This is a genomic window from Mesorhizobium sp. M0848 (genome assembly GCF_040319805.1).
Classification (GTDB): domain Bacteria; phylum Pseudomonadota; class Alphaproteobacteria; order Rhizobiales; family Rhizobiaceae; genus Mesorhizobium.
Map to the genome: position 1 here is coordinate 184860 of NZ_JAMYOM010000006.1, position 26380 is coordinate 211239.

Genomic DNA, 26380 nt, shown 5'->3' on the forward strand with positions numbered 1-26380 from the left:
CTGATTGTGTTTGTCCCATGCATGTCGCCCATAAGTGGTCCCGGTTTTGGGAGGACGACATGCATAAAACAAGAAGCGCTATCGGTCAGGCGGCGAACTTCAATCCCATGATGCCGCAGACAATGAGCGCAATGCAGGCCAGCCTGATCGCGGTGGCTGGTTCGCCGAGCAGCCAGATGCCGAGCAGTGCCGTACCGACGGTGCCGATGCCGGTCCACACCGCATAGGCGGTGCCGACGGGCAGCGCCTTCAGCGCCAGGCCGAGCAGAGTGAGGCTGACGACCATCGAGGCAACGGTCAGCACGGTCGGCACCAGCTTCGAGAAGCCATCGGTGTATTTGAGGCCGATTGCCCAGCCGATCTCGAACAGGCCGGCGAAAAAGAGAAGAATCCACGACATCGACAACGCTCCATCAGAGCATCGGGCCGAAAAGCGATTTTCGGCGTCCGACGATCAGTCAAACAATGGCGGGTCGTCCCGTCCGGATTTTGGGGAAGCGCGAGGTCGTCCCCGCCACGCCAATATATGAATTTCGAGCGCTCGATCAACAACGACCGGCAACAGCGCTGCCGGTCGCAATCCCATTTCGAAGCAAATCGGCCGGACTTACTTGTCCTTGAGCTTCATCGCCTTCACCGGCGGCGCCTTCAGGGCCGGAGCCGGGGCGGGCTTCTTGGCGTCCTTCTTCGGCTTGCGGGCTTCCTTGCCTGCCTTCATCGCACCTTTAGCCATGATTCGTTCCTCCTGATGTGGGAAGCGAAGTGAAACAAGAGAACCGCCGGACTGCAAGGGGTTAGCGACTGCTGCCGCCGTCAGCGGCTCGCTTTCAACCGGTTTCTAATTTGCTCGTAAACCATGGCGGTCCATGCCATGGTTGTCTTCGCACTGCAGCATCAACCCGTGCCTCCGCCCGGTGATCGTCAGGCAGGCCGTCAGGACGACAATGCGAATTCACATCGGCTGCGAGATGAGCTTCGACTTTCCGCAGGAAACGCCGCTCATCGCAATGCTGAATGTCCACTATTCGCGTGCCTCCGATCTCGAGCGGCCGGATTTCCTGATCTCCAACCCGCCGGTGCCGATCGAAAGCTATCGCGACAGTTTCGGCAATTGGTGCAACCGGTTCGTTGCGCCGCCCGGGCGTTTCACCTTCGGCACCGACGCGGTGATCCGCGATCCCGGCACTTTCGAGATGGGCGACCTGATGGCCTGGCAGCACGAGGTGCGCGATCTGCCGGCGGACACGCTGCTGTTTCTGCTGCCCAGCCGTTTTTGCGAAAGCGACCTTCTGGCTGATGAAGCGTGGCGGCTGTTCGGCAACACGCCGCTGGGCATTCCGCGCGTGCAGGCGGTCTGCGACTTCGTCCACAATCACATCGTCTTCAACTACGGCAATGCTCGGCCGACACGCACCGCCGCGGAAGCCTATCGCGAACAGAGCGGCGTGTGCCGCGACTATGCGCATCTCGCGGTCACCTTCTGCCGGGCACTCAACATCCCGACGCGCTATTGCACCGGCTACATCAGCGACATCGGTATGCCGAAACCATGGGCGAGCATGGATTTCTGCGCCTGGATGGAAGTCTATCTCGGCGGCCGCTGGCATGTCTTCGACCCGCGCAACAATGCACCGCGCATCGGCCGCATCCTGATCGCCTCCGGCCGCGACGCCGCCGACGTTCCGTTGACCCATATATTCGGGCCGGGAACGCTTGCCGGCTTCAAGGTGTGGACCAGCGAGATCATCGAGTAGTCGTTCTGCCTACCAGTCTCTAACGACAAACCTCTTTAACGACCGCCGTTTTTGAACGAGCCAGCGGTTCACACGTTGTGGTGGCTGTGGAGCTTCTTCCATCTGACCATTAGACTGGGTGTGCATCGAATGGGGACAGCACCATGGCCGGGCACGGCGGCTCAAAAAAGGTGATCTACGCGGCGCTCGCCGGCAATTTCGCCATCGCGCTGACCAAGTTCGCCGCCGCCGCCTTTACCGGCAGTTCGGCGATGCTGTCGGAGGGCGTGCATTCGCTGGTCGATACCGGCAATGGCGGCCTGCTGCTCTACGGCATGCACCGTGCCGCCCGCCCGGCCGACCGGACGCATCCTCTCGGTCACGGCCGGGAACTCTACTTCTGGAGCTTCATCGTCGCGCTCCTCGTCTTCGCGCTGGGCGCCGGCGTGTCGTTCTACGAAGGCGTGATCCATATGATGGCGCCGGAGCCGGTCGCCAACGCCGAGGTGACCTACATCGTGCTCGGCCTTTCCTTCCTGTTCGAAGGCAGTTCGTGGTGGGTGGCGCTGAAAGAGTTCCGCCAGCAGAAGGGCAAGCAGGGCTGGCTGCGGGCGGTGCAGTCGAGCAAGGACCCGAGCGTCTACACCGTGCTGTTCGAGGACAGCGCACCACTTCTCGGCCTGATCGTCGCGTTCGCCGGCATCCTGGCGGCGGAAGTTCTGGAGATGCCGGAACTCGACGGCGCCGCCTCCATCGGCATTGGGCTGATCCTGGGCGCGACGGCAATCTTCCTGGCCCGCGAAAGCAAGGGCCTGCTGATCGGCGAGCCGGCCTCGCTCGAGGTCCAGAGACAGGTGCTGACGATCGCCCAGCAGGATCCGGCGGTGCAGCGGGCGAACGGCGTGCTGACCGTCCATATGGGGCCGGCAGAGATCGTCGCCGGGCTCAGCATCGAGTTCGAGGACCATTTGACGGCGCCCGAGATCGAAGCTTGCGTCGAGCGCCTGGAGGCGCAGCTGAAGAAGGAGATGCCGGAGATCACGCGGCTGTTCGTCAAGCCGCAGACGTCAGGCACCTGGGAGCAGCGGCGCAGGCTGATCGAGAACGCATCCGATCCGACCCTGGACTAGCGGCGCGCCATTGCCTCACGGCCTTGCCCCGCTAGATTGAAGGGACTTTGGAGGAACGAAGATGAGAATAGACGGCGGCTGTCATTGTGGCGCCATCACCTACGAGGCGGAGGTCGACCCGGAGAACACCGGAATCTGCCACTGCACCGATTGCCAACAACTGACCGGAACGGCTTTTCGCGTGACCGTGGGCGCGCCGGAAGGCCACTACCGGATCACCAAGGGTGCGCCAAAGGTCTATATCAAGACAGGATCGAGCGGCGACAAGCGCGCGCAGGGCTTTTGCGGCGAGTGCGGCTCGCATCTCTACGCGACATCGGTTGGCGACGGGCCGAAGGTTTATGGCATCCGGGTCGGCACGGCGCGGCAACGTGAACAGCTGGTCCCGAGACGGCAAAGCTGGCACCGCTCGGCGCTGCCCTGGTTGCCGGAATTCCCGGGTATGACGACCAAGGAAGAGCAGTAGGGCGGATCCGGCGCTGCTGCTCAGTCGTCGCCTTCGACGACCCTCAGCCTGAGCTGCCCGGTTTTCGAATCGGCAACGCGCGCGCCAGTATCGACTTTCGCGGCGGGAGCCCGTGACGCTGCGTCCGCGGCGGCATCGCCGTCGGGCTGCGCGCCGAACTCCAGCGCTTCGATCTTCTGGCCGCGCTTGGTGACCTTCGACGTCGAAACCAGGATGTCGTCGATGTCCTTGGCCGACTGGCCGAAATGGACCTGCAGCTTGCGCACCCGCTCATCGACACGCGCGACATCCTCCATCAGCCGAATGACCTCGCCCTGGATCAGATGCGCCTGTTCGCGCATGCGGGCATCCTTGAGGATCGCCTGGATGACCTGGATCGACAGCATCAGCAGCGACGGCGAGACGATGACGATTCGGGCACGGTGCGCCTTGTGGACGATCGCCTCGAAATTCTCGTGGATCTCGGCGAACACCGATTCCGACGGCACGAACATGAAGGCCGTGTCCTGCGTCTCGCCCTGGATCAGGTATTTTTCCGAGATATCGCGGACATGGATCTCGATGTCGCGGCGGAAGGCCTGCGAGGCGGCCTTCTGCAGGTCGGCGCCGTCGGCGGCGCGGATGGCATTCCAGGCCTCGAGCGGAAACTTGGCGTCGATGGCCAGCGACGGCGCGCCGTTCGGCATCTTCACCAGGCAGTCGGGACGGCTGCCGTTCGACAGCGTCGCCTGGAATTCATAGGCGCCATGCGGCAGGCCGTCGGCAACGATCGCCTCCATGCGCGACTGGCCGAAAGCACCGCGCGTCTGCTTGTTGGAGAGGATCGCCTGCAGCTGCACGACCTGGCCGGCGAGCGACTGGATGTTGCCCTGCGCGACATCGATGATAGCCAGCCGCTCCTGCAACTTGGCCAGGCTCTCATGCGTGGATTTGGTCTGCTCGGTCATGGTCTGGCCGAGCCGGCCGGTCATCGCGTCCAGGCGCTGGCCGATCGATTGCGTCAGCTCCGCCTGCCGTGCGCCGAACACTTCCGCAATGGCGCCCATGCGACCCTGCATTTCGGCCTGGCTTTGCAGAATTCCGGCCATCCGCGCCTCGGCATCGCGGGCATGATCGGCGGCTTCCGCAGCCGCCACGGCGCGCGCCTTCGCCGACCGCCACAGCGCAATGACCAGCGCCACGAACAGGGCCAGAAACAGCAAAGCGCCGAAGGCCAGCGCATGGCCGAGCGTGATGGTTGTGGCGCCAAGCCGGGCGACAGGCTCCGAAAGGATGGTGCTCAAATCATTCATGTGGACAGCATAGACGATTCGCCGCGATAGCACAGATCAAAACGTGAACGAGCCTCATGCCAACCGGTTGACGCTTTTCGCTGGAGGTCTTACGTGGAACGCCATGCCGATCAAGCCGCTCATCATCCTTCCCGACCCCATCCTGCGCCAGGTTTCCCAACCGGTGGAGCGTGTCGACGCGCCCCTGCGCAGATTAGCCGACGACATGCTGGCGACCATGTATGACGCACCTGGCATCGGTTTGGCGGCAATCCAGATCGGCGAGCCGCTGCGATTGCTGGTGATCGATCTCGCCAAGGAAGACGAGACGCCGGCGCCGCATGTCTTCATCAATCCGGAAATCCTGGAGAGCACCGATGCGCGCTCCGTCTACGAGGAAGGCTGCCTGTCGATCCCGGATTATTACGCCGAGGTCGAACGCCCGGCCGCCGTACGGGTCAAGTATCTCGACCGCGACGGCAAGCTGCAGGAGATGGAGGCCGAGGGCCTGATGGCCACCTGCCTGCAGCATGAGATCGACCACCTCAATGGCGTCCTGTTCATCGACCACATCTCGAAGCTGAAGCGCGACATGGTGGTGAAGAAATTCAAGAAGCTCGCCAAGGACAAAGCGCCGGGCAAGCTGGTGGGATAGGGCATGCTCTGTCGGAGCACGCCCCCTCCGATCAGCCTCGGCGGTTCAGCTTCACGAACCTTCGATTGAAAATACCGACTTGCTGTGATATCAGTGATATCACGTAGGAGGTGTCTATGGGTGACATGCTGATCCGTGGGATCAATCCGGAATTGAAACGGCGTCTCGAGGAAAGTGCGCGGCTGAACAGGCGCAGCCTTTCGGAGGAAGCGGTCGTCTTGATACAGAAGGGTTTTGCAACACAATTTGCTGGCGCCGAAAAAGTCGGCGATCGCCTCTATTCGCTCGTCGGCGATGATCGTTTCACAAGCGACGAGATTCAGGAAATAGCGAGGTCGCGAAGTGAGGCCGATCGTGGGCCGCCTGATTTCCGTTGACCGAAATGATTATACTGGACACCAACGTCATATCGGACGTGCTATCGCGGCAACGGAGCAAAAACGTTCTCAACTGGTTGAATGGCCAAGAGCCTGCGACCCTTTTCCTCTCCACCATTGTTTTTGCAGAGCTCTATTTCGGAGCCTACCTCGTTCAGGAGGCCATCCGGCGGGATGGTCTTCTCCAAAGCATTTCGAGGATCCGGGGCGAATTTTCGGGTCGGATCCTGGTTTTTGGGGATCTGCCCGCAGAACACTATGGCCGCATTGCCGCGGCAAGACGACTCGCTGGCAGACCTGTCGAAACCAAGGACGCGATGATAGCTGCGATCTGCCAGGTGCACGACGCCACGCTTGCCACCCGCAACGTTCGAGACTTCGACGGACTTGACCTGAAGCTGGTAAACCCGTTTGAAGCCTGAGCTGACTTCCCGGCGCAGGTAGAGAGAAGGTCTCGGAAGAAAAATGCCCCTTCGCGTCATCTTCATGGGCACGCCGGAGTTTTCGGTGCCGACTTTGCGCGCGATCGCCGAGGCTGGCCATGAGATATCAGTCGTCTATACCCAGCCGCCGCGCGCTGCCGGACGGCGCGGGCTGGAGCTGACACCGTCGCCGGTGCAGCGCGAGGCGGAGCGACTGGGCATCGAGGTGCGAGCGCCGGTTTCGCTCAAAGGCGAGGCCGAGCAGACCGCCTTCCGTGCCTTGCGGGCCGACGTCGCTGTGGTCGTCGCCTATGGCTTGCTGCTGCCGAAGGCGGTTTTGGAGGCGACCCGGCTCGGCTGCATCAACGGCCATGCCTCGCTTCTGCCGCGCTGGCGCGGTGCCGCGCCTATCCAGCGCGCCATCATGGCCGGCGACCTGGAAAGCGGCATGATGGTGATGCGCATGGAAGAGGGGCTGGACACCGGCCCGGTCGGGCTGATTGAAAAATGCGCCATCGAACCCGATATGACAGCCGGCGATTTGCATGATCGGTTGATGAGCGTCGGTGCTGCCTTGATGGTGGAAGCGCTGGCGCGGTTGGAAGGGAACACCCTGACATTCACCACACAAGCTGTGGAGGGGGTGACCTACGCCAAGAAAATCGATAAATCCGAGACTCGCGTGGACTGGACTCGCTCAGCAAGTGAGGTCCACAATCATATTCGCGGCCTGTCGCCCTTTCCCGGCGCTTGGTCGGAGATAGGAATTGGCGGCCGCCGGGAGCGGCTGAAACTGCTTCGCTCGACGCTGTCGCAAGGCCTGTCGCCTTCGGAAGATTTGGGCGAGTCGGGAGGAATTCTCGATGATCGGCTGACGGTCGCCTGCGGGGCAGGCGCGATCAGGCTGGTCGAAGTTCAACGGGCGGGCGGAAAGCCCGCTGCCGCGTCGGAATTCCTGCGCGGGGCCAAGATCGAAAAAGGACTGAAATTCTCATGAGCATGATGTCGATACGCGCGGCAACGCCGCGGGATCGCGAGGCCATCCGCCTCGTCGAGGAACACGCTTTCGGCCAGCAGGCGGAGGCCGGTCTGGTCGACGCGCTGGTGACCGGCGGCGACGCGGTTGCCGAATTGGTGGCGGAAGAAGACGGCCAGGTGGTCGGCCATATCCTGTTTTCGCGGCTGTTCGTCCAGAATGGCGGCAAGACCTTCGCCGCCGTGGCGCTCGCGCCGCTGGCGGTGGAGCCCTCGTTCCATGGCAGCGGCATCGGCGGCGCGCTGATCCGCGAGGCGCATATCCGCCTCAAGGATGCCGGCGAAACGCTGGCCGTGGTGCTCGGCGATCCCACCTATTACAGCCGCTTCGGCTACAGCCACAAGCGTGCCGAGAACTTCGCGAGCGAATACCAGGGCGAAGCGCTGCAGGCGCTGGCTTGGGGCGATGCGCCTGACGCCGGCAGGCTGGTATACGCCTCCGCCTTCACCGCTCTCGCCGCCTAGGCGAGAGCGTATAGCCGCCCGGCATGCCGCGTTTTCGCCTCGACATCGAATATGATGGCAGCCTGTTTGCCGGCTGGCAGCACCAGGCGGATCAGCCTTCGGTGCAACAGGCGATCGAGCGGGCGATTGAAAAATTCTGCGGCGAAGCGATCAGGCTGCGCGCCGCCGGACGCACCGATGCCGGCGTGCATGCGACAGCGCAGGTGGCGCATGTCGATCTCGTCAAGGGGTGGCCGGGCGACAAGGTGCGCGATGCCGTCAACGCCCATCTGCAGGCGGCCGGGGCGCGCATCGCCATCTTGAAAGCGACGGTCGTTTCCGACAGCTTCGACGCCCGCTTCTCGGCCATCGGCCGCCACTATCTCTACCGCATCCTAAACCGCCGTGCCCCGGCCGCGCTCGACAAGGGCAAGGTGTGGTGGGTGCCGAAGCGGCTCGACGCCGGCGCCATGCACGAAGCGGCGAAAGTCCTGCTCGGACGGCATGACTTCACCACCTTCCGCTCGACCCAGTGCCAGGCCAACAGCCCGATCAGGACGCTGGAACGGCTCGATGTGAGCCGACAGGGCGACATAGTCGAGGTCAGGGCTTCGGCGCGCTCGTTCCTGCACAACCAGGTGCGTTCGATGGTCGGCTCACTGAAGCGCGTCGGCGACGGCGGCTGGAGCGCGGCCGACCTGAAAACGGCGCTCGAGGCGCACGACCGCGCCGCCTGCGGCCAGGTGGCGCCGCCCGACGGGCTGTTTCTCACCGGTGTCGATTATCCAGTCGAGACGAGCCCGGACAGGCTCTGAACTCCGACATCGTCCGGCACGGTGATGCCGAGCAGCGTCTGCAGGCCGAACAGCACCAGCAGCGAGGCGATGAACATGCCGACGAAAACGGCGGTGCCGACCGATGCGCCCCTGCCGATCGTGGCGTTGGTCATGCGCCAGGTCAGCACCATCGACAGGGCAAACAGGAACAGCGACACAAGGCTCGCAGCCTGGCTTGCGGACGACAGGAAAAGCCGGATCAGCGCCGAGGGCAGCATCAGCCAGGCGGTGATGGCCGAAGCCCAGTTGCTGGCGACGACGTAGTGGACGAAGCGGCCGCCGATGCCGGCGCGCGGCGCGATCAAAGCGAGCGCAACCAGCGGCAGCACCCAGGAGCCGATGTCGACCGTCGCCAGGCGCACCAGCATGCTGAAGCGCCCCGCGAAGGCGTCGGGATCGCCGATTTCGTTGGCGATGCCGACCCAGCCGACGATCAGCGCCGGTGCTGCAACGACAATGGCGAAGAAGGAATTCCAGAAGCCGTCGGCCGACAGGTCGAGCAGGCGCAGGCCGTCGACCTTGCCGAGCATCAATCGCCAGGCGCCCGTCAGCGAAGCTTGGGTTTCGTCCGCCGAAAGCATGCCGTTCAGCCCTGTCCGAACCAGTCTTCTATGAAGCGCTGGTAAATTTGCGTCAGCGTTTCGAGATCGGCAATGGCGACGCGCTCGTCGACCATGTGCATGGTCTTGCCGACCAGCCCGAACTCGACCACCGGACAATAGTCCTTGATGAAACGCGCGTCGGACGTTCCACCGGAGGTGGACAGCGTCGGCTCCTTGCCGACCGCCGACTTGATCGAGCCGCGCAGCGTTTCGATAAGCCTGTCGTCGCGCGTCAGAAAGACATGGCTAGGCCGGTCGCGCCAGACGAGCTCGTAGTCGACCGGCGTCTTCTTGCCCTGCCGGTACTTCTTGCGCCTGGCCGCCTGGTCGAGCCGGTTGTGGATCTCGGCCTGCAGGGTCTCGTCCGTCCAGGTGTCGTTGAAGCGGATGTTGAAGGTCGCGGTCGCTTTGGCCGCAATGACATTGGTGGCGGGGTTGCCGACGTCGATGGAGGTGATCTCCAGATTGGTCGGCTGGAAATCCCTGGTTCCCTTGTCGAAAACCGGATGCAGCAAGGCGTCGACCAGGCTCATCAGCCCGCGCACCGGATTGTCGGCAAGCAGGGGATAGGCGACATGGCCCTGGCGGCCATTGACGGTGACGGCGCCGGACATCGAGCCGCGGCGGCCGATCTTGATCATGTCGCCGAGAGCGTCCGGATTGGTCGGCTCGCCGACGACAGAGGCATCCCATTTCTCGCCCCGCGAAGCCGCCCATTCGAGCAGCTTCACCGTGCCGTTGATCGCGGGGCCTTCCTCGTCGCCGGTGATCAGCAGCGAGACCGACCCTTTCGGACCGCCATTGGCCTCGACATGGCGCGCCACGGCGGCGATGAAACAGGCAATGCCGCCCTTCATGTCGACGGCGCCGCGGCCATACATCTCGCCATTGGCGATCTCGGCGGCGAAAGGCGGATGCGTCCAGGCGGCTTCGTCGCCGACAGGCACCACGTCGGTGTGGCCGGCGAACATCAGATGAGGGCCGTTGCCGGAACGCCTTGCATAGAGGTTTTCGATATCGGGCGTGCCGTCTTCGGAAAACACCGGCCGATCGACCAGGAAACCGAGCGGTTTGAGCATCGTCTCCAGCGCGGTCAGCGCACCGCCCTCAGCGGGCGTCACCGAAGCGCAACGGATAAGGGCGGCGAGGTTTTCGGCGGGATCGGTCGGCAGCGTCATGGCAAAAGCGATAGTCGAAAGCGCAGGGCCTGTCACGGCCAGACATAGGGGCCAGCCTCATGGCTGGCGATACCGCCGATATTATGGTTTTCATGTCGTATAGTTGCGACCCGGCGCGGGCGACAGGATGGCAGACAAGGACAAACGGATCGTCATAGCCGGTGCCGGCAGCATCGGCTGCTATGCCGGCGGCTGCCTGGCGCTGGCCAGCCGAGAGGTCATTCTGCTGGCGCGGCCGCGCATCGAGGCAGCGTTGCGGCAGGACGGATTGCGGGTCAGCGACCTCCAGGGCCGCGATCGCTCGATCAAGCCCGAGGCGCTTGTCGTCACCGCCGATCCGGCCGTCGCCCTGCCGCCGGCGGACGTGATCCTGGTCACGGTCAAGAGCGGCGCCACGCAGGATATGGCGGACCTCATCAAGGCCCATGCCCGCCCCGATGCCGTGGTGATCAGCCTGCAGAACGGTGTCGGCAATGCCGACAGGCTGCGCGCTGAACTTGCCGGACGTACGGTGCTGGCCGGCATGGTGCCGTTCAATGTGGTGCAGTCGCCGGACAGCGAACTGCCGCTGCGCGTTCACCGCGCCAGCGACGGCACGGTAATGGTCGAGGATGGCGACGCCGGCCTGGCCGACCTGCTTGGAGTCGAAGGGTTTGCGGTCGAAACCCGTGGCGACATGAAGGCTGTGCTGTGGGGCAAGCTGCTGATGAATTTGAACAACGCACTGGTGGCGCTTTCCGGTCTGCCGCTCGCAACCGAACTGGCCGATCGACGCTGGCGGCTGATCCTGGCCAGCCAGATCGACGAGGCACTGAGAGCGATGAGAGCGTCCGGCATCGAGCCGGCGCGGATCGCCGGCCTGCGGCCGGCGCTGCTGCCGAAGGTGCTCAGGCTGCCGGACTGGCTGTTCAAGCTGCTGGCGCGGCGCATGCTGGCGATCGACGCGCAGGCGCGCTCGTCGATGTGGGACGATCTTCAGCGCGGCCGGCCGACGGAGATCGACGACTTGCAAGGCGCCATCTTGCAGCTGGCGGGGAAGGCCGGCACGCCCGTGCCGACGGTTCAGCGGATCACCGCCTTGGTGCGCGCGGCGGAAGCGGAGCGGCTTGGCTCGCCGGGCCTGCCGCCGGAGCAGGTTGTTGCACCGGCCGGCCGTCGATCAACGTGATCTTCTGCCAGATTTTCCGCGACAGGTTTGACGCCAGGTTCTCGATGTCGTTGACGCCGTCGATGACCACGTCGTCATTGACCGACTGTGCGAACAATGCGGCGATCTTGCCCGTGATCGACAGCATTTCGGAGCAATAATCGAGGTAACGGGCCAGGTCGGCGGCATTGGTGATGCGGGCGGGCGAATGCGACGTCGGCTTGAAATCGGCCGACAGCGCCGCCGGATCCTTGGTCAGCTGATGCATGTCGATGACGTGGATCAGCGAGCGCAGGCCATGCAGCTGGCGAAACACCTGCTTGCGCTTGATGCGCTCCTCGGAGCGGATCAAGGCGAGAAATCCGACAATGGCGAGGATGAACATGTTGAGCGAAGCTTCGATGCCTTGCACCGACTGGACGGCATCACCGGGTTTGGAAATGCGGTCGAATGGCAGGACGGTGCCGACGAAGATGAACATCAATGCGCCGGCAACGACAGCGGCGACGATGAGGCCGCGCAGCCACCAGATCGGCGCTTCCAGGGCCTTGGCGCCCTGTGCCAGATCGCGCGACAGCGAGACCAGTTCGGCGGCAACGCCGCGCAGGCCGGCCTTGGGGAAACGCTCCGCAACACGCGTCTCCAGCCGTTCCGCGGTCTCGATGATCAGCTTCGGATCAAGCGTGCGGTAGCGCATGTCCGATCGGCCCTCAGGATTGTTCCGGCTCGTTGGTGCGCCGGCCATAGCGGTTGGGTCCAGGCTGCCCCGGAAACAGGCACAACACAAGGAAGGCGACGATCGACACTACCGGCACGAACAGGATCAGCGCGGCAATGCCCGGCTTGTCCAAATCGTGCAGCCGCTTCACCGCCAGGGCGATGTTCGACCACAGCGAGGCGATGAAGGCGACGAAGAAGATGAACGACCACATGTTGCTCTCGGCCGAACCTTCCGGCACCAGCGTGAAGCGGTAAAGCGGGAAGGCCTGGATGATGGCGACGAGCAACCCGCCAAGAAAATAGGCCGCGCGACTGACGCGGCCCGAGGTTTTGAAAAAAAGCCAGGTGAGATCTGATCTGTCAGGCAAGCGGGTCCGATCCATATTGATTGGCGCCCCTGGCGCCTTCGAGAATGCCGCATTCCACCAGAAACCAGATCGGGCCGATGAGCGGCACCAGCATGATCAGGCTCCACCAGCCCGACTTGCCGCGATCATGCCAGCGCTTGGCGTAGACTGCGAGTGCGAAATAGATCGAGGCCAGAGCGATGAGAATGCCGATGATGCCGATCTGGGCGCCACTGGCGGTGGTGATGCGTGTACCGAGAATCGCATCGAGAATAAAGGCAACGATGCCAATGACGATGAAAACGCCAATCGCGGCCCAGAACTTGCCACGGTTTATGCGACCATCAAAACTTGTGAGCAGATCCTTCCAGTCCATGTCACCCCTCCATGTTGAACCAGCGCGACCGATTGTCGCGCCGACGGAAGGTGCGCTCGCTTTGCGCAAAGATCAATCGCGCAGCAATTCGTTGATCGAGGTCTTGGAGCGGGTCCTGGCGTCGACACGCTTGACGATGACGGCGCAGTAGAGGCTCGGACCTGGCTCGCCGTTAGGAAAGGACTTGCCCGGCATCGTTCCGGCGACGACGACGGAATTCGGCGGCACTTCGCCATAGAAGATCTCGCCGGTGGCGCGGTCGACGATCTTGGTCGACTGGCCGATGAAGACGCCCATGCCGAGCACCGAGCCTTCGCGCACGATGCAACCTTCGACCACTTCCGAACGCGCGCCGATAAAACAATTGTCCTCGATGATGGTCGGGCCGGCCTGCATCGGCTCCAGCACGCCGCCGATGCCGACGCCGCCGGAAAGGTGCACGTTCTTGCCGATCTGGGCACAGGAGCCTACCCCGACCCAGGTGTCGATCATGGTGCCTGTATCGACATAGGCGCCGACATTGACGAAAGACGGCATCAGCACGGCGCCCGGTGCGATATAGGCCGAGCGACGCACGATCGACCCCGGCACGGCCCGAAAGCCCGACTTTTCGAAATCGACAGCGCCCCAGCCATCGAACTTCGACGGCACCTTGTCCCACCACATCGCTTCGCCGGGACCACCCTTGATGATCTCCATCGGATTGAGCCGGAAGGACAACAGCACGGCCTTCTTCAGCCACTGGTTGACATGCCACTTGCCGTCGGCCTGCCGTCCGGCGACGCGGACGGCGCCGCGGTCGAGCAGGTCGAGCGCCGACTGGATGGCATCGCGCGTTTCGCCGCGCGTCGCCGTCGAAATCGCGTCGCGTTCCTCGAAGGCCTTCTCGATGGTCTTTTCGAGGCTCGCCAGATCGGGCTTCGACATGAATTCGCTCCATTACCAAGCTGTTAAGGGGCTGCGCCTTAACCTGTTTTGAAAGTCGCGCGGACCCCCATGCATGCTTCGCATGCTTGCGTCTTTGCATGTAGCAGGTTCTTGTCACAAAACCGCGGGACACTTTTGCGGAACCTGCTTATGTGAAGCCTTGGTGAGGGTCAATCGCGGCTGCGCCACGGGACGGCGCAAGTGAAGAATTTGGACGGGTAGAGCATATGACACCTATGGAAAAGGCGGGCTGGACGCCGCTGCCGCATTCGGACGAGGATCTGGAGCGGTCGAAGAGCGTACCGGATACGCCGCAGACGCGTGCCGAGACCTACCGGCTCGCCTGGAACGATCCCGACTTCATGACGCGGCGCGAGTTGCGCGCGGTCCGGCTGCAGCTCGAACTCCTGAAACCGGAGATGATCCTGGCCGAACGCGGCATCCGCTCGACGGTGATCCTGTTCGGTGGCGCGCGCCTGCCGGAACCCGGCGGCGAGGCCTGGGCGGCCAAGAACGAGACGCAGAAGAAGAACCTCGAGGAGAACAGCAAATACTATGAGGAGGCGCGGAAATTCGCCCGCCTCTGCTCGCAACAGTCGGCTACCTCCTATTACCGCGAATATGTCGTGGTGACCGGCGGCGGGCCCGGCGTGATGGAAGCGGGAAACCGCGGCGCCGACGATGTCGGCGCGCCGTCGATCGGCCTCAACATCGTCCTGCCGCACGAGCAGGCGCCGAACATCTACGTGACGCCGGAGCTCTGCTTCAACTTCCATTATTTCGCTATCCGCAAGATGCATTTCGTCATGCGCGCCAAGGCGGTCGCGGTGTTTCCGGGCGGCTTCGGCACGATGGACGAATTCTTCGAGACGCTGACCCTGATCCAGACAGGGCGCATGGAGCGCGTGCCGGTGATCCTGTTCGGCAAATCCTTCTGGAAGCGGGCGATCGATCTCGATTTTCTCGCCGAGCAGGGCACGATCAGCCCCGGCGATCAGGACATCATCGACTTCGTCGACACCGCCGACGAAGCCTGGGGGATCATCAGCCGGTTCTACAAGCTGGGGGAGTAGGGCAGTGGGGAATTGAAGGGCTGGTGAATTGAAGAACTGGGGAACTTGATCCGTGGAGACCGTCCTTCATTCTTCAATTCTTCAATTCTTCAATTCCCCTCTTCCTTCCCCCTCCACAATCGCCGTCAGAAACCCCGCCAGATCGTCGGTTACGAAATCGACATCATCCTCGTTGGCCGGGTCGCGCTCCCAGATCTCGGAAAAGGTCGGCTCGAAATTGCGCGGCACGATAAGCACCGTGGTCATGCCGAGCGACTTCGGCACCGAAAGGTTACGGGCAAGGTCTTCGAACATCACCGCATTGTGGCCGGTGACGGCGTGCAGTTCAGCGAACTTCTCGTAGGTCTGGCGCGCCGGCTTGGGATTGAGCCCGGCGGCGACGATGTCAAAGATGTCGTCGAAATGGTCGAGGATGCCGAGCTGGCGCGCGGTGCGCTCGGCGTGCCTGCGGTCGCCATTGGTGAAGATGAACTTGCGGCCCGGAAGCTGGCGGATGGCGGTGCCGAGAACGGGATCTGGCACCAGCCATGAATAGTCGATGTCGTGGACCTTCTCGAGGAAATCGTCGGGGTCGATGCCATGACGTGTCATCAGGCCGTTCAGCGTCGTGCCATATTCGCGGTAGAGTTCCTTCTGCAACTTGCGCGCATCGTCGCGCGGCAATGCCAACAGTTCGCCGACATAGGCGGTCATCTTGACGTCGATCTGCGAGAACAGATTCGAATGATGCGGATAGAGCGTGTTGTCGAGATCGAAGACCCAGTCGGTGACATGGGCGAAGCGGGCGGGGTCAGGGAGCGTGGTCATGGGCTCCTTATGGCATGAAACGCGCATTCCGAAAGCGACTTTATCCACAACTTCTGCTCGTTGAGGTTGCGTAAATCGCCTCACGATTCAAATTTTAGGCATCTGGGAAAGGTGGCCTTCAGGGCTTGCTGGCAGAGAGGCAGTCTTGTGGGAGCAAGCGATGAACAGCATAATTCTGAGATCCGCCGCCGTTGCTTTCGCCTCAGTCGCGGCCTCTCTCCTGCTGACCCTGATCATCGTTCCGGCCATGGGATTTCCGGTCAATCGTACGATCTGGCTGACCTCCACCCTCTGTCCGCTGGTGCTGGCGTGGGCCGCCAGCGCAAGCACTTTCTGGCAAAGCGACAGGCTGAAAAACGCGCATCGCGATCTCGCCCGCGCTCATGCCCAGCTCGCCGCCGCGCATCGCCGACTGGCGGAAAAGGCGAGCCGCGACGACATGACCGGCATGCTCAACCGGGAAAGTTTCTTTGCCGCGCTTGACGGTTCGCGCCGCAAGTCCGATCGCGGCGCGCTGCTGATCATCGACGCCGACCACTTCAAGACCATCAATGACAATTTTGGCCACCTGACCGGCGATGACGCGCTGCTTTTGATCGCCAGCGCGATCCAGCGCGGCGTGCGCAGCGGCGATGTGCTCGGCCGCATCGGCGGCGAGGAGTTCGGCGCCTTTCTGATCGGCGCCACCGAGCAGGAGGCCAAGCGCGTCGCCGAGCGCATTCGCCGCGAAGTCGAGCTGATCCGCTTCCGGCCCGTCGACGAGCGGACCATCCCGCTCACGGTCAGCATCGGCGGCACCATCTGCGGCGAGGAAGCCAGTGTGTCGGAGCTGATGCGCGCCGCCGACCGGCGCCTCTACCAGGCCAAGCACCAGGGCCGCAATCTGACGATCATCGATACCGGCATTTCCGAGGCGGCGTGATCCGATCTGCCGCAACCGGCCTGTTAAGCAAACTCTAACCCTGTTTGCACTCGGTTGTACCGCTTAGCCGGGTTTTCACTGCTTTGCGGCCAGACTTGGCACGATACTGGCTTCCACGGTGATGCATGTGTCGTTCCGGGAATTGCCGTTCTGGGAACGCCCGTGCAGTGCCGAAGCCCAGACGAGAAACCAGCCATGAGTTTCATCATCAAAAGAATGTCACGCCGCGCGCTCGTGCAGGCGTTGATCGCATTGCCTGCCCTGTCTTTGTTCCGCAAGCTGCCTGATGCCGATGCCGCCGATCCAGAGCCCGACCCGAACGAGATCGTCGAGGTCAATGGCTGGATCCTGAAGCGGAGCGACCTGGCATGATCTTCGACAGCTACCAGGCGTATCGCGCCGCGAACTTCACCCCGAAGGTCTGCATCCTCGGCTCCGGCCCGGCCGGCACGACGATTGCGCGCAAGCTTGGTGCGGCCGGCATTCCGGTGGTGGTGATGGAGGCCGGTCCGCGCGAATTCAGCGACGAGTCGCAGGACTTCTACCGGGGCAGCACGGTCGGGGATTTCTATTTCGATCTCGACATAACCCGGCTGCGGTTCATGGGGGGCAGTTCCAACCACTGGGCAGGCTGGTGCCGCGTCCTCGACAAGCAGGATTTCGAGCCGAAGGCCTGGGTACCCGACACGGGCTGGCCGATCCGCCGCACCGACATCGAACCCTATCTGCCGGAAGTGCGCGACATTCTCGACCTTCCGGCCCTCCGGCCCGATATGCCGATCTCGAACGACATTCGCTGGGTGCAGCTGATCAAGAGCCCGGCCGTGCGCTTCGCCGAGAAATTCGGCGATGAACTCGACAAGGCCACGAACATCGCGGTGGTGCTCAACACTTGTGCCACCGAACTTGCCGGCGACGGCAGACGCGTGACTGGCGCCAGACTGTGGTCGAACGGGCAGGATGCCGGCTCCTTCAGCGCCGACTATTTCATCGTCTGCACCGGTGGGCTGGAGAATTCGCGGCTGCTTCTGTGGTCCAACCAGCGCTCGAACGGCGGCGTCGTGCCGAATGCGACGGCGCTTGGCCGCTACTGGATGGAGCATCCGACCTTCGAGGGCGGCAATGCCATCCTGACCGACTACAACGCGTTCGAGGTCGATGCCGTCAACGAGGCCTTCTTCTCGCCGACACTTGCCGCCATGGAGCGGCTGCAGATCATGAATTTTGGCATCCGGCTGATCGAGACGCCGTATCCCGGCGTCAAGAGCCTTATCGCCGACCTCGCCTGCACGGCGCCCGACATGGCCGAGTGGATGTCCTCCAAGCTCAGCCAGAGGCTGCGTTGCGCCGCCCAGCTCTACGTCGCCTGGGAACAGGCGCCGCTGGCATCCAACCAGATCGAGTTGTCGAAGACCGATGTCGACCACGCCGGCGTGCCGCGCATCGAGCTACACTGGAAGAAATCGGAAATGGAGCGCCGCACACTGCTCGAAGGGCTCAGATTGTTCGGCAAGACACTGATCGAGAAGAATCTCGGCCGCGTGCGCATTGCCGATTGGATCAGCAACGGCCAGGACTATCCCACCAACGACGAGACGGCGGGCCATCATCACATGGGCGGCACGCGCATGGGCACCGACGTCACCAAAAGTGTTGTCGACGCCAACTGCAAGATGCACGGCATGGACAATCTCTATGTCGGCGGCTCCTCGGTGTTCTGCACGTCAGGTCAATGCAACCCGACGACGACAATCACCGCGCTGGCCTGCCGGCTGGGCGACCATCTGAGCAAGGTGGTCACCGCCTGACGTCTGCGGCAACGTGCTCGCTATAACGTCGCCGGGTCGAGCGCCGGCTGGTCCTTGCGCCGGGCGACGATCGCCTCGAAATCGGCGGTCTGGAAGGCATCGCGCAAGGCGTCGAAGGACGGCAGCACGAAATAGGCGCGCTGGAACTTGTCGATCTCGTAGCCGGTGCGCATCACCGTTTCCAGGTCGAAGGGCACGTGGTGGGCGTCCTTGCCTTCGACCGCGAACTGCAGCTCGGTAAACGACGACATCAGGCCGGCGCCAAAGGCCTTTAGCGGCTGGCCGGCCTCCTGCATCAGGCCATATTCGGCCGTGTACCAGTAGAGCCGGGAAATCATCTCGTCGCCACCCAGCGCGATGATGTCGCCGGCCTTCTCGCCATACATCTGCATGAAATCGGCGAACACCGGTTGCGACAGCGCCGGCACGTGGCCGAAGAAATCATGGAACATGTCGGGCTCGACAATGTAGTCGAGCTCCTGCCTGGTCCGCAGCCAGTTGGTGACCGGGAAGCGGCGATCGGCGAGATGATCGAAAAACGGGGCCGCGGGAATGAGCCCCGGCACCGCGACGATCTGCCAACCGGTCAGTTTGCGCAGCTTGGCGCTGACCTCGTCGAAATCGGGAATACGGTCGAGCAGGCCGAGTTTTTCGACGCCGTCGAGATAGGAATGGTGGGCGAGCTTGCGCGTCAACTTGGTCTGGCGGTCGCACAGCGTGCGCCACACCGCCTGCTCTTCTTCGCTGTAATCGTAACCCTGCGACACGGTGAAATCGGCACGGCAGACCGAATAGTCACCGCGCAATCCTTGCGCCGCGCAGTCGCGGGCGTATTCGGCAACGCTCATCGTCGTCATGGTTTTCTCCTCGCAAATCATGAATGGCAGACGTGCCGAAAAGCTACCCGGATTTGCCGAGGGAAATCGGTTTTGATGATGGCTCGAACGGAATATTCGAGATAATATCCACTCACAAAACCCTCTCTCGGAGTGAAAATGCCTCAGTTCGACGATTTCGAGATCAAGATGCTCGATGTCCTGCAGCGCGACGGGCGCAAGCCGGTTTCCGAACTGGCGCAAGAGATCGGCCTGTCGACGACGCCGTGCGCGCGGCGCTTCGAGGCGCTGCAGGATGCCGGCATCATCAAGGGTTTTGCCGCGGTGATCAGCCGCCGCGCGGTCGGCCTGATGGTCGAGGTGTTCATCCAGGTGCGCCTTGTCAGCCATAGCGACGGCTCGCCCGAAAGCTTCATCGCCGCCGTGCAGCGCATGGATGAGGTGTCGTCGTGCTGGACGATGACCGGCGACCATGATTTCCTGCTGCATGTCATGGTGCCGTCGGTCGACGAGCTCAACGCCTTCGTCATGCATCGGCTGATGCGGCTCGACGGCGTGCGCGACGTCCACACCCAGCTCGTGCTGCAGAACATCAAGGGACCCGGCCACGTGCCGCTCGCCCACCTCCGGCGGTGACAATGCCTGCCTTCGCACTCCTTGGGGAAAAACTGCACGCAAACTGCTGAAACGGGCCAAGCGCGTGTCCACATCGCCGGCCAGCTTGCGCGGACCAAATGCCCAAGAGGTCCGCCATGAAAATCGTCCTGATCAATCCACCGCACACCGCCATCGGCAGCCGCGTGCCCGACGATCATTTGCCGCCGCTCGGCCTGCTGGCGATCGGCGGGCCGCTGATCGATGCCGGGCACGAAGTACGGCTCGTCGACGCCGAGTTCGGGCCGATGCCGCTCGACAGGGTCGTTTGCGATGCACTCGACGATCACCCCGACTTCGTCCTGATCGGCCATTCCGGCTCGACCTCGGCGCATCCGACCGCCTTGCTGATCGCTGAGCAGATCAAGCAGCGCGAACCGGCGACCATCATCATCTATGGCGGCGTTTTCCCCACCTATCATTGGCGCGACATCCTGGCCGCAACGGATCATTCGACTTCATCGTGCGCGGCGAGGGCGAGGCGACCGTCGTGGCGCTGGTCGAGGCGCTGGAAATGCGCCAGCCGGCGGCGAGCGTAGCCGGCATCGCCTATCGCGACGATCTCAGCCGCCCCTTCGCCACGCAACCGGCCATGACCATTGCCGACCTCGACGCCTACCGCGTCGGCTGGGAGCTGATTGAGCACTCGCGGTACAGCTACTGGGGCGGCAAGCGGGCCGTGGTCATGCAGTTTTCGCGCGGCTGTCCGCATCTGTGCAACTATTGCGGCCAGCGCGGCTTCTGGACCCGATGGCGGCATCGCGACCCCGTAAAGTTCGCCAGGGAGATCGCCTGGCTGCACCGCGAGCACGGCGTCGAGCTGATCAATCTCGCCGACGAGAATCCGACGGTCTCGAAGAAGGCCTGGGGGGCCTTCCTCGACGCCCTGATCGCCGAGAACGTGCCGGTGCTGATCGTCGGTTCGACCCGCGCCGACGACATCGTGCGCGATGCCGACATCCTGCATCTCTACCGCAAGGCCGGTGTCATCCGCTGGCTGCTCGGCATGGAAAACACCGACGAGCAGACGCTGCAATTGATCCGCAAGGGCGGCAGCATCTCATCCGACCGCGAGGCGATAAGGCTGCTGCGCCTCAACGGCATCCTGTCTATGGCGACCTGGGTGGCCGGCTTCGAGGACGAAGGGTTTCGCGACCTGTGGCGCGGCTTCCGGCAGCTCATCGCCTACGACCCGGACCAGATCCAGGCACTGTATGTGACGCCGCATCGCTGGACGCCGTTCTTCCGCATTGCGCGGGATCGCAAGGTGATCCAGCAGGACGCGCGCCTGTGGGACTACAAGCACCAGGTGCTGCAGATGACGCGTCTGAAACCCTGGATGCTGTTCTTCAGCGCCAAACTGATCGAGCTCGCAGTGCAATCGCGGCCCAAGGCGCTGGCGCGCATCCTGTTCCACAGGGATCCCGAGCAGCGGCATTCGATGCGCTGGTACACGCAGATGGGCCGCCGCGTCTGGTTCCGCGAGGTCTGGGGCTTTCTGGTCCGCGACATCAGGGTGAAAGACGGCCCGACGCTGGCCGAACTCTGGGGCGCGCCGCAGGACGCCGAGGAGGAATCGATGTCCGTTCGACGCCCGGCCAGAAAGCCGGCCATTCCCCTCATCGGCAATATTGAAGATTCCGAGGCGAAAAAGTTAGCCGGCTGACGAGCCCCTCAGGGCACGATCAGCGTGCCGGCACCATGCTCGGTGAACAGTTCCAGCAGCACCGCATGCGGCGTCTTGCCGTTGAGGATGACGACGCCTTCGACGCCGCGTTCGATCGCTTCGATGCAGGTCTCGACCTTGGGGATCATGCCGCCCGAGACCGTGCCGTCCTTGATCAGCGCCTTGGCCTCGGCCACGGTCAGTTCGTCGATCAGCTTCTTGTTCTTGTCGAGCACACCCGGCACGTCGGTGAGGAACAGCAGGCGCGTCGCCTGGCAGGCGCCGGCAATGGCGCCGGCAAAGGTGTCGGCATTGATGTTGTAGGTGTGGCCGTCGCGGCCTGGCGCCACCGGCGCCAGCACCGGGATCATCTCGGAGCGTGCCAGAAGATCGAGCAAGGTGCGGTCGACCTCGACCGGCTCGCCGACGAAGCCGAGATCGAGCACGCGCTCGATGTTGGAGTCCGGGTCGATCATGGTCTTGCGGGCCTTTTCGGCGAACACCATGTTGCCGTCCTTGCCGCACAGGCCGATCGCCCATTCGCCCTCGGCGTTGATCAGCGCGACGATCTCCTTGTTGATCGAACCGGCCAGCACCATTTCGACGATCTCGACCGTCTTCTGGTCGGTGACGCGCAGGCCGCCCTCGAACTTCGATTCGATGCCCATCTTGGCCAGCATGGCGCCGATCTGCGGGCCGCCGCCGTGGACGACGATCGGGTTGACGCCGGACTGCTTGAGCAGCGCGATGTCGCGCGCGAAGGCCTTGCCAAGCTCGATGTCGCCCATGGCATGGCCGCCATATTTCACCACGACCGTCTTGTGCTCGTAGCGCTGCATGTAGGGCAGCGCCCGCGACAACAGGGCTGCCTGCATTTCGGCGGTGGCGGTTATTTCCGTCATCGGCTTGGTTCCCGGCTTTTTATTTTAAGCATGTCGTTGTCGCGAAACCGCTGGACACTTCTGGGCGACATGCATCAGGTAAGGACGGCGGCGTCTTAGCGGGAATTGGCGTCGCCCGCAAATGGCTTTGCAGTCATATTCGAGCGCTTCACGACCTCGTCATTGTGGCGGCACCATCAGCGGCGCCCTGCGGTCCAGCCAACCCGAGATCTTCTCCATCTGCGCGGCGAGCGACAAAAGCGTCTCCTCGTCGCCCGGACGGCCGGCCGCCTGGACGCCGAGCGGCAGGCCGGCGTCAGTCACATGGACCGGCAGCGCGATCGACGGCTGGCCGCTGACATTCTGGATCGCCGGCCAAGGGGTGAACCAGAGGCTCTTGTCCATCAGCTGCCCGAAGAACGGCTTCAGCTTCAGCAAGGGCGTCAGATGAAGCTTGTCGAGCAGGTTCTCGATGAGTTCGTCGGCGCCTTTCGGATCCATGGCGCCGCAGGCGAGCGGCGGGTGGGCAATGACCGGCATCAGCACGGCGTCGTACTGCACGGTCTCCGAAATCAGGCGTCGCGAGGCGGCATGCAGCCGCTGCAGGTCGGCATAGGTCTCGCCGGCCGACACCAGTTCGCCGAAGCGGGCGAGCACGCGCGTCGCCCGCTCGATGTCGCCGGTAACGGAGCGCCCGACACGCAGCGCTTCGGCGCGCATCGTGCCGGCAACGGCGGAGGCAACCGTCCTGCAGAAATCGGCGAAGAAATCGCGGCCGATAAAGGGCAGGTCGATCTCCTCGACCGTGTGGCCGCCCTCGCGGGCAAGCGCCACCGCCTTGTCGAGCGCCTTGAGCGTCTCGTCCGAGATCGGCAGGCCAAGCGGGGATTTGCGGTACACGGCCAGGCTGAGCTGGCCGGGATCGCGCGCGGCGGCAGCCGCGAACGTGCCTTTCGGCGGCGGCGCGGCATAGGGCGACAGAGGATCGGGCCCGTGGGTGAGGTCGAGCAGCAGCGCGCAATCGCGCACCGAACGGGTGAGCGCATGGTCGACGACCATGCCGTACCAGCTTTCGCTCACCAGCGGCGTCAGCGGTGTGCGGCCGCGCGACGTCTTCAGACCGACAAGCCCGGTGCAGGCGGCAGGCACGCGGATCGAGCCGCCGCCATCGGAGGCATGCGCCACCGGCACGACGCCGGCTGCGACCAAGGCTGCCGAACCGCCCGAAGAGCCGCCGCTGGTATGGCCGGTGTTCCACGGATTGCGGGTGATGCCAAAGGCCCTGGATTCGGTCATCAATCGAAGCCCGTGCTCCGGCGATGTCGAGGTGACGATCGGGATGAGCCCGGCAGCGAGATAGCGGTCGGTCAGCACCGAATTGACATCGGCCAGCCATGCCGGAATGCGGCTGCCGCCATGCGTCGGCACGCCCTTGATGGCGATGCCGAGATCCTTGATGGCGAAGGGAACACCGGCCAGCGGCAGCGAGCGGTCGATGGTCTTGGCGCGGGCCCGGGCGGCATCGTAGAGCGGTTCGGCCGTGGCATTGATGTCGGGGCGGGTGGCCTCGGCGCGGGCAATCGCGGTGTCGGTCAGCTCGACGGCCGAAACGTCGCCCTTGCGGACCAGATTGGCGAGGCCCGTGGCATCTTCTTCCCAAAGGGTCCGTTCGACCGACATGCGCGCTCCCCATCACTAAGGGCAAGCTAGCCAGTGGCGATTCCATTGGCAATCGGTCGACGGATCCGGGCTGGCGACACACAAAAGCTTAGGCGTGCACAAGATTATTTCCGCCGTTGCAAACACATCGCAATCGCCTAACTTGCCTGCAATGACGCCGCAGGACATCACCAAGCTGATCGTTCGGACTTCGATGAAGGATCGGGCCGCGTTCGATCTGCTTTACCGGCAGACCAGCGCGAAACTTTTTGGCGTCTGCCTTCGTGTCTTGAACGACCGGGGAGACGCGGAAGAAGCGCTGCAGGAAGTCTTCGTCAAGATATGGACGAAGGCGGATCGTTTTGCGGTCTCCGATCTAAGCCCGATCTCCTGGCTGGTGGCAATCGCGCGCAACCATGCGATCGATCGCATACGAGCGCGACGCAAGCCCGCCGCCGACATCGATGCCGCGCTCGACGTGGCCGATCCGGCGCCGGGGCCTGAAGCGATGGCGGTGGCGGGCGACGAATCCGAACGTATCCACCATTGTCTCGATGAGTTGGAGAAGGACCGGGCAGCCGCCGTCCGGGGCGCCTATCTCAAGGGCGAGAGCTATGCCGAACTGGCGGAGCGCCATGGCGTGCCGCTGAACACGATGCGGACATGGCTGCGCCGCAGCCTGTTGAAACTCAGAGAATGTCTGGAAAGATGACGCTGGCAGAAGACACAGGACCGGAACGTGGAGGCGACGACCTGCTCGCCGCCGAATACGTTCTCGGCGTGCTCGATGCCGACGAACGCCAGATCGTCTCCCGCCGCATCGATGCGGATACGGTTTTCGCTCGTCTTGTCGAGAGTTGGGAGGTCAGTCTCTCACCGCTTGCCGCCGCCTATCGGGAAGTCGAGCCGTCGGTTTCGGTGAAGACCGCTGTCGACCGCCGCCTGTTCGCCAACGCTGCCGCCGTGACCACGCCCGCCGAATCGCGCGGCGGCCTGTGGTCCAGCCTGGCCTTCTGGCGCGGCCTTGCCGCGGCCGCGGCTGCGGCACTGGCGATTTACATCGCCGTGCCAGTCCTCAACCCCCCGGTCGAGCAGCCGCAGGCGCGCCTCGTCGCTTCGCTGGCCGCCGAAGGCAGCGACGTCAGATATCTCGCCGTCTATGATGCCGCGCATCACGAAATCGGCCTGTCGCATGTCTCCGGTGAGCGTGCTTCCGGCAAGGACTTCGAGCTGTGGATGATCGAGGGCAAGAACCCGCCGGTGTCGATGGGCGTCATTCCGGCCGGCGCTACGGCGCACATTGTCGTCTCGCCGGCGGCCCAGCAGAAGCTTGCCCAGGGCGCGGTGCTTGCCGTCAGCCTCGAGCCGTCAGGCGGTTCGCCGACCGGACAGCCGACCGGACCGGTAGTCGCCGCCGGCGACCTGAAGAGCATCTGACCGGCTCCGCGCGCTTGAAAAATCACAAAGACTATCATAAGTCTATCCCTCACTGAACATGCCCATAGACAGCATGTGGGCCGCGACCGATTGCTTGGGAAATCCGCCGGGCGCGTTAGATAAAATAAAAAATCACGATATTTCTGAAACTCGGGCGATTTTGTCCCGTATCTCCTCGCGTCCCCAAAAATGGGAAGAGAAAAACCCGAGGAGTTCGACATCATGCGTAGATACGCCACCCTTTTGCTCGCCGGTACGATCGCCGTTTCGGCCCTTGCCACCGCCGCCTATGCCGAAAACCCCATGGTTGGCGGCGCCGCGATGTTTGCCGACAAGAACATCGTCGAGAACGCCGTGAACTCGAAGGACCACACCACGCTGGTCGCCGCCGTGAAGGCCGCCGGCCTTGTCGAGACGCTACAGGGCGCCGGTCCGTTCACTGTGTTCGCTCCGACCAACGAGGCCTTCGCAGCCCTTCCGGCCGGGACGGTCGAGACGCTGCTCAAGCCTGAAAACAAGGACAAGCTCACCAAGATCCTCACCTGCCATGTCATCGGTGCCAAGGCGATGGGGGCGGACGTGGCCTCGATGGCCAAGGCTGACGGCGGCACCCACAAGGTCAAGACGGCCGGCGGCTGCGAGCTGTCGCTCAAGGCTGACGGCGGCAAGGTCACGGTCACAGACGAGAACGGCAATGTCGCCAATGTGACGATCGCCGATGTCGAACAGTCCAATGGCGTCATCCACGTCATCGACAAGGTTCTTTTGCCGAAGATGTAACAAGGGGCTTGCTGCCGGCGAACTGGCAGCAAGGGCCCTCCGTCGATTGCACGATCCCGCTCTGTGATCCGCAATTGACCCGCGCACTCCGCGCCTCCCACATTCGGATGTGGGCGGGCGCGGAGTGTTCGTTCGAGGGGCTTCCGTCACCGGCTTTTGATTTCCGCGCGACGGTATAGTTTGGCAAAAGG

At 63.4% G+C, this 26380-nt stretch carries 31 protein-coding genes and 1 pseudogene; 19 read left to right on the forward strand and 13 right to left on the reverse strand.

The annotated features are described in order from the left end of the window. Positions 1-85: 85 nt before the first annotated feature. Complete coding sequence (gene sugE, locus NKH95_RS08895) at positions 86-400, reverse strand: quaternary ammonium compound efflux SMR transporter SugE (RefSeq protein WP_013528463.1); 315 nt, start codon at positions 398-400, stop codon at positions 86-88. Positions 401-607: 207 nt separating this feature from the next. Further along, complete coding sequence (locus NKH95_RS08900) at positions 608-733, reverse strand: hypothetical protein (RefSeq protein WP_013528464.1); 126 nt, start codon at positions 731-733, stop codon at positions 608-610. A gap of 211 nt (positions 734-944) precedes the next feature. Here NKH95_RS08900 and NKH95_RS08905 point away from each other — a divergent pair, with 211 nt between their 5' ends. The 3 genes from NKH95_RS08905 to NKH95_RS08915 all read left to right on the forward strand — a co-directional run bounded on the left by NKH95_RS08905 (position 945) and on the right by NKH95_RS08915 (position 3329). Then, the gene (locus NKH95_RS08905) at positions 945-1754 is read left to right on the forward strand and encodes a transglutaminase-like domain-containing protein (protein WP_023810752.1); all 810 of its coding nucleotides are present in this window, start codon (positions 945-947) and stop codon (positions 1752-1754) included. 143 nt (positions 1755-1897) lie between these two features. Next, positions 1898-2863, forward strand: coding sequence for a cation diffusion facilitator family transporter (locus NKH95_RS08910; protein ID WP_352891361.1), 966 nt, complete (start codon positions 1898-1900; stop codon positions 2861-2863). Between the two features lie 61 nt (positions 2864-2924). Further along, positions 2925-3329, forward strand: a complete 405-nt coding sequence (locus tag NKH95_RS08915) for a GFA family protein (protein ID WP_127296482.1) — start codon at positions 2925-2927, stop codon at positions 3327-3329. Positions 3330-3349: 20 nt separating this feature from the next. On the opposite strand, the gene NKH95_RS08920 is transcribed toward NKH95_RS08915, so the two are convergent. Continuing rightward, the gene (locus NKH95_RS08920) at positions 3350-4621 is read right to left on the reverse strand and encodes a DNA recombination protein RmuC (protein WP_023810755.1); all 1272 of its coding nucleotides are present in this window, start codon (positions 4619-4621) and stop codon (positions 3350-3352) included. Positions 4622-4724: 103 nt separating this feature from the next. Here NKH95_RS08920 and def point away from each other — a divergent pair, with 103 nt between their 5' ends. The 6 genes from def to truA all read left to right on the forward strand — a co-directional run bounded on the left by def (position 4725) and on the right by truA (position 8348). Beyond that, positions 4725-5255: a peptide deformylase gene (gene def / locus NKH95_RS08925; protein WP_352891403.1), complete on the forward strand. Its 531-nt coding sequence runs from the start codon at positions 4725-4727 to the stop codon at positions 5253-5255. Positions 5256-5371: 116 nt separating this feature from the next. Further along, positions 5372-5632, forward strand: a complete 261-nt coding sequence (locus NKH95_RS08930) for a hypothetical protein (protein WP_023810757.1) — start codon at positions 5372-5374, stop codon at positions 5630-5632. A gap of 5 nt (positions 5633-5637) precedes the next feature. Beyond that, complete coding sequence (locus NKH95_RS08935; protein ID WP_023810758.1) at positions 5638-6054, forward strand: type II toxin-antitoxin system VapC family toxin; 417 nt, start codon at positions 5638-5640, stop codon at positions 6052-6054. Positions 6055-6097: 43 nt separating this feature from the next. After that, positions 6098-7051, forward strand: coding sequence for a methionyl-tRNA formyltransferase (fmt, locus tag NKH95_RS08940; RefSeq protein WP_352775447.1), 954 nt, complete (start codon positions 6098-6100; stop codon positions 7049-7051). After that, positions 7048-7554, forward strand: coding sequence for a GNAT family N-acetyltransferase (locus NKH95_RS08945; protein ID WP_352775450.1), 507 nt, complete (start codon positions 7048-7050; stop codon positions 7552-7554). Before fmt ends, NKH95_RS08945 begins: the two co-directional genes overlap by 4 nt. A 23-nt stretch (positions 7555-7577) precedes the next feature. After that, positions 7578-8348 carry a tRNA pseudouridine(38-40) synthase TruA gene (gene truA, locus NKH95_RS08950; protein ID WP_128304188.1) on the forward strand — a complete coding sequence of 257 codons (771 nt, stop codon included), beginning with the start codon at positions 7578-7580 and terminating at the stop codon, positions 8346-8348. Here the strand turns inward: truA and NKH95_RS08955 are convergent. Together NKH95_RS08955 and dapE are read right to left on the reverse strand one after the other, a co-directional pair. After that, positions 8315-8950: a transporter gene (locus tag NKH95_RS08955; protein WP_352440611.1), complete on the reverse strand. Its 636-nt coding sequence runs from the start codon at positions 8948-8950 to the stop codon at positions 8315-8317. The genes truA and NKH95_RS08955 overlap by 34 nt on opposite strands. Positions 8951-8955: 5 nt before the next feature. Continuing rightward, positions 8956-10149 carry a succinyl-diaminopimelate desuccinylase gene (dapE, locus tag NKH95_RS08960; RefSeq protein WP_352440610.1) on the reverse strand — a complete coding sequence of 398 codons (1194 nt, stop codon included), beginning with the start codon at positions 10147-10149 and terminating at the stop codon, positions 8956-8958. 127 nt (positions 10150-10276) lie between these two features. On the opposite strand from dapE, the gene NKH95_RS08965 reads away from it, so the two are divergent. After that, complete coding sequence (locus tag NKH95_RS08965) at positions 10277-11317, forward strand: 2-dehydropantoate 2-reductase (RefSeq protein ID WP_352891362.1); 1041 nt, start codon at positions 10277-10279, stop codon at positions 11315-11317. Here NKH95_RS08965 and NKH95_RS08970 read toward each other — a convergent pair. The 4 genes from NKH95_RS08970 to dapD all read right to left on the reverse strand — a co-directional run bounded on the left by NKH95_RS08970 (position 11220) and on the right by dapD (position 13666). Continuing rightward, the gene (locus NKH95_RS08970) at positions 11220-11993 is read right to left on the reverse strand and encodes a hypothetical protein (protein WP_023810765.1); all 774 of its coding nucleotides are present in this window, start codon (positions 11991-11993) and stop codon (positions 11220-11222) included. The two genes, NKH95_RS08965 and NKH95_RS08970, sit on opposite strands and share 98 nt — an antisense overlap. A gap of 13 nt (positions 11994-12006) precedes the next feature. Further along, on the reverse strand, positions 12007-12384 hold the full coding sequence (locus NKH95_RS08975; protein WP_023810766.1) for a DUF805 domain-containing protein: 378 nt from the start codon (positions 12382-12384) through the stop codon (positions 12007-12009). Then, complete coding sequence (locus NKH95_RS08980; RefSeq protein ID WP_352891363.1) at positions 12377-12739, reverse strand: DUF805 domain-containing protein; 363 nt, start codon at positions 12737-12739, stop codon at positions 12377-12379. Before NKH95_RS08980 ends, NKH95_RS08975 begins: the two co-directional genes overlap by 8 nt. Positions 12740-12811: 72 nt before the next feature. Then, complete coding sequence (gene dapD / locus NKH95_RS08985; RefSeq protein WP_352891365.1) at positions 12812-13666, reverse strand: 2,3,4,5-tetrahydropyridine-2,6-dicarboxylate N-succinyltransferase; 855 nt, start codon at positions 13664-13666, stop codon at positions 12812-12814. Between the two features lie 227 nt (positions 13667-13893). On the opposite strand from dapD, the gene NKH95_RS08990 reads away from it, so the two are divergent. Beyond that, positions 13894-14739, forward strand: a complete 846-nt coding sequence (locus tag NKH95_RS08990; RefSeq protein WP_013528481.1) for an LOG family protein — start codon at positions 13894-13896, stop codon at positions 14737-14739. 81 nt (positions 14740-14820) lie between these two features. Here NKH95_RS08990 and NKH95_RS08995 read toward each other — a convergent pair whose 3' ends face one another. After that, a complete protein-coding gene (locus NKH95_RS08995; protein ID WP_127395611.1) occupies positions 14821-15546 on the reverse strand; it encodes a pyrimidine 5'-nucleotidase in 726 nt (241 codons plus the stop codon). 160 nt (positions 15547-15706) lie between these two features. On the opposite strand from NKH95_RS08995, the gene NKH95_RS09000 reads away from it, so the two are divergent. The 3 genes from NKH95_RS09000 (at position 15707) to NKH95_RS09010 (ending at position 18276) form a co-directional block, all read left to right on the forward strand. Then, positions 15707-16468, forward strand: coding sequence for a GGDEF domain-containing protein (locus NKH95_RS09000; protein WP_023810771.1), 762 nt, complete (start codon positions 15707-15709; stop codon positions 16466-16468). A 195-nt stretch (positions 16469-16663) separates the two neighbouring features. Then, the gene (locus tag NKH95_RS09005; RefSeq protein ID WP_023810772.1) at positions 16664-16840 is read left to right on the forward strand and encodes a hypothetical protein; all 177 of its coding nucleotides are present in this window, start codon (positions 16664-16666) and stop codon (positions 16838-16840) included. Next, positions 16837-18276: a GMC oxidoreductase gene (locus NKH95_RS09010; protein ID WP_352891366.1), complete on the forward strand. Its 1440-nt coding sequence runs from the start codon at positions 16837-16839 to the stop codon at positions 18274-18276. Before NKH95_RS09005 ends, NKH95_RS09010 begins: the two co-directional genes overlap by 4 nt. A gap of 20 nt (positions 18277-18296) precedes the next feature. Here NKH95_RS09010 and phhA read toward each other — a convergent pair whose 3' ends face one another. Then, positions 18297-19133, reverse strand: a complete 837-nt coding sequence (gene phhA, locus NKH95_RS09015; protein ID WP_352891367.1) for a phenylalanine 4-monooxygenase — start codon at positions 19131-19133, stop codon at positions 18297-18299. A 138-nt stretch (positions 19134-19271) separates the two neighbouring features. Here phhA and NKH95_RS09020 point away from each other — a divergent pair, with 138 nt between their 5' ends. Further along, entirely contained in the window at positions 19272-19748 is a 477-nt protein-coding gene (locus NKH95_RS09020) for an Lrp/AsnC family transcriptional regulator (protein ID WP_023810775.1), read from the forward strand. Between the two features lie 116 nt (positions 19749-19864). Beyond that, positions 19865-21432: pseudogene (bchE, locus tag NKH95_RS09025) on the forward strand (magnesium-protoporphyrin IX monomethyl ester anaerobic oxidative cyclase). 8 nt (positions 21433-21440) lie between these two features. Here the strand turns inward: bchE and argB are convergent. Both argB and NKH95_RS09035 read right to left on the reverse strand, forming a co-directional pair. Next, positions 21441-22334, reverse strand: coding sequence for an acetylglutamate kinase (gene argB, locus NKH95_RS09030; protein WP_013528489.1), 894 nt, complete (start codon positions 22332-22334; stop codon positions 21441-21443). A gap of 159 nt (positions 22335-22493) precedes the next feature. Beyond that, complete coding sequence (locus NKH95_RS09035) at positions 22494-23993, reverse strand: amidase (RefSeq protein ID WP_352891368.1); 1500 nt, start codon at positions 23991-23993, stop codon at positions 22494-22496. Positions 23994-24144: 151 nt separating this feature from the next. On the opposite strand from NKH95_RS09035, the gene NKH95_RS09040 reads away from it, so the two are divergent. The 3 genes from NKH95_RS09040 (at position 24145) to NKH95_RS09050 (ending at position 26189) form a co-directional block, all read left to right on the forward strand. Next, a complete protein-coding gene (locus tag NKH95_RS09040; protein ID WP_013528490.1) occupies positions 24145-24684 on the forward strand; it encodes a sigma-70 family RNA polymerase sigma factor in 540 nt (179 codons plus the stop codon). Next, positions 24681-25409, forward strand: a complete 729-nt coding sequence (locus NKH95_RS09045; RefSeq protein WP_023810778.1) for an anti-sigma factor — start codon at positions 24681-24683, stop codon at positions 25407-25409. The genes NKH95_RS09040 and NKH95_RS09045 overlap by 4 nt, the downstream gene beginning before the upstream one ends. Positions 25410-25631: 222 nt before the next feature. Continuing rightward, a complete protein-coding gene (locus NKH95_RS09050; RefSeq protein ID WP_023810779.1) occupies positions 25632-26189 on the forward strand; it encodes a fasciclin domain-containing protein in 558 nt (185 codons plus the stop codon). Positions 26190-26380: the final 191 nt, after the last annotated feature.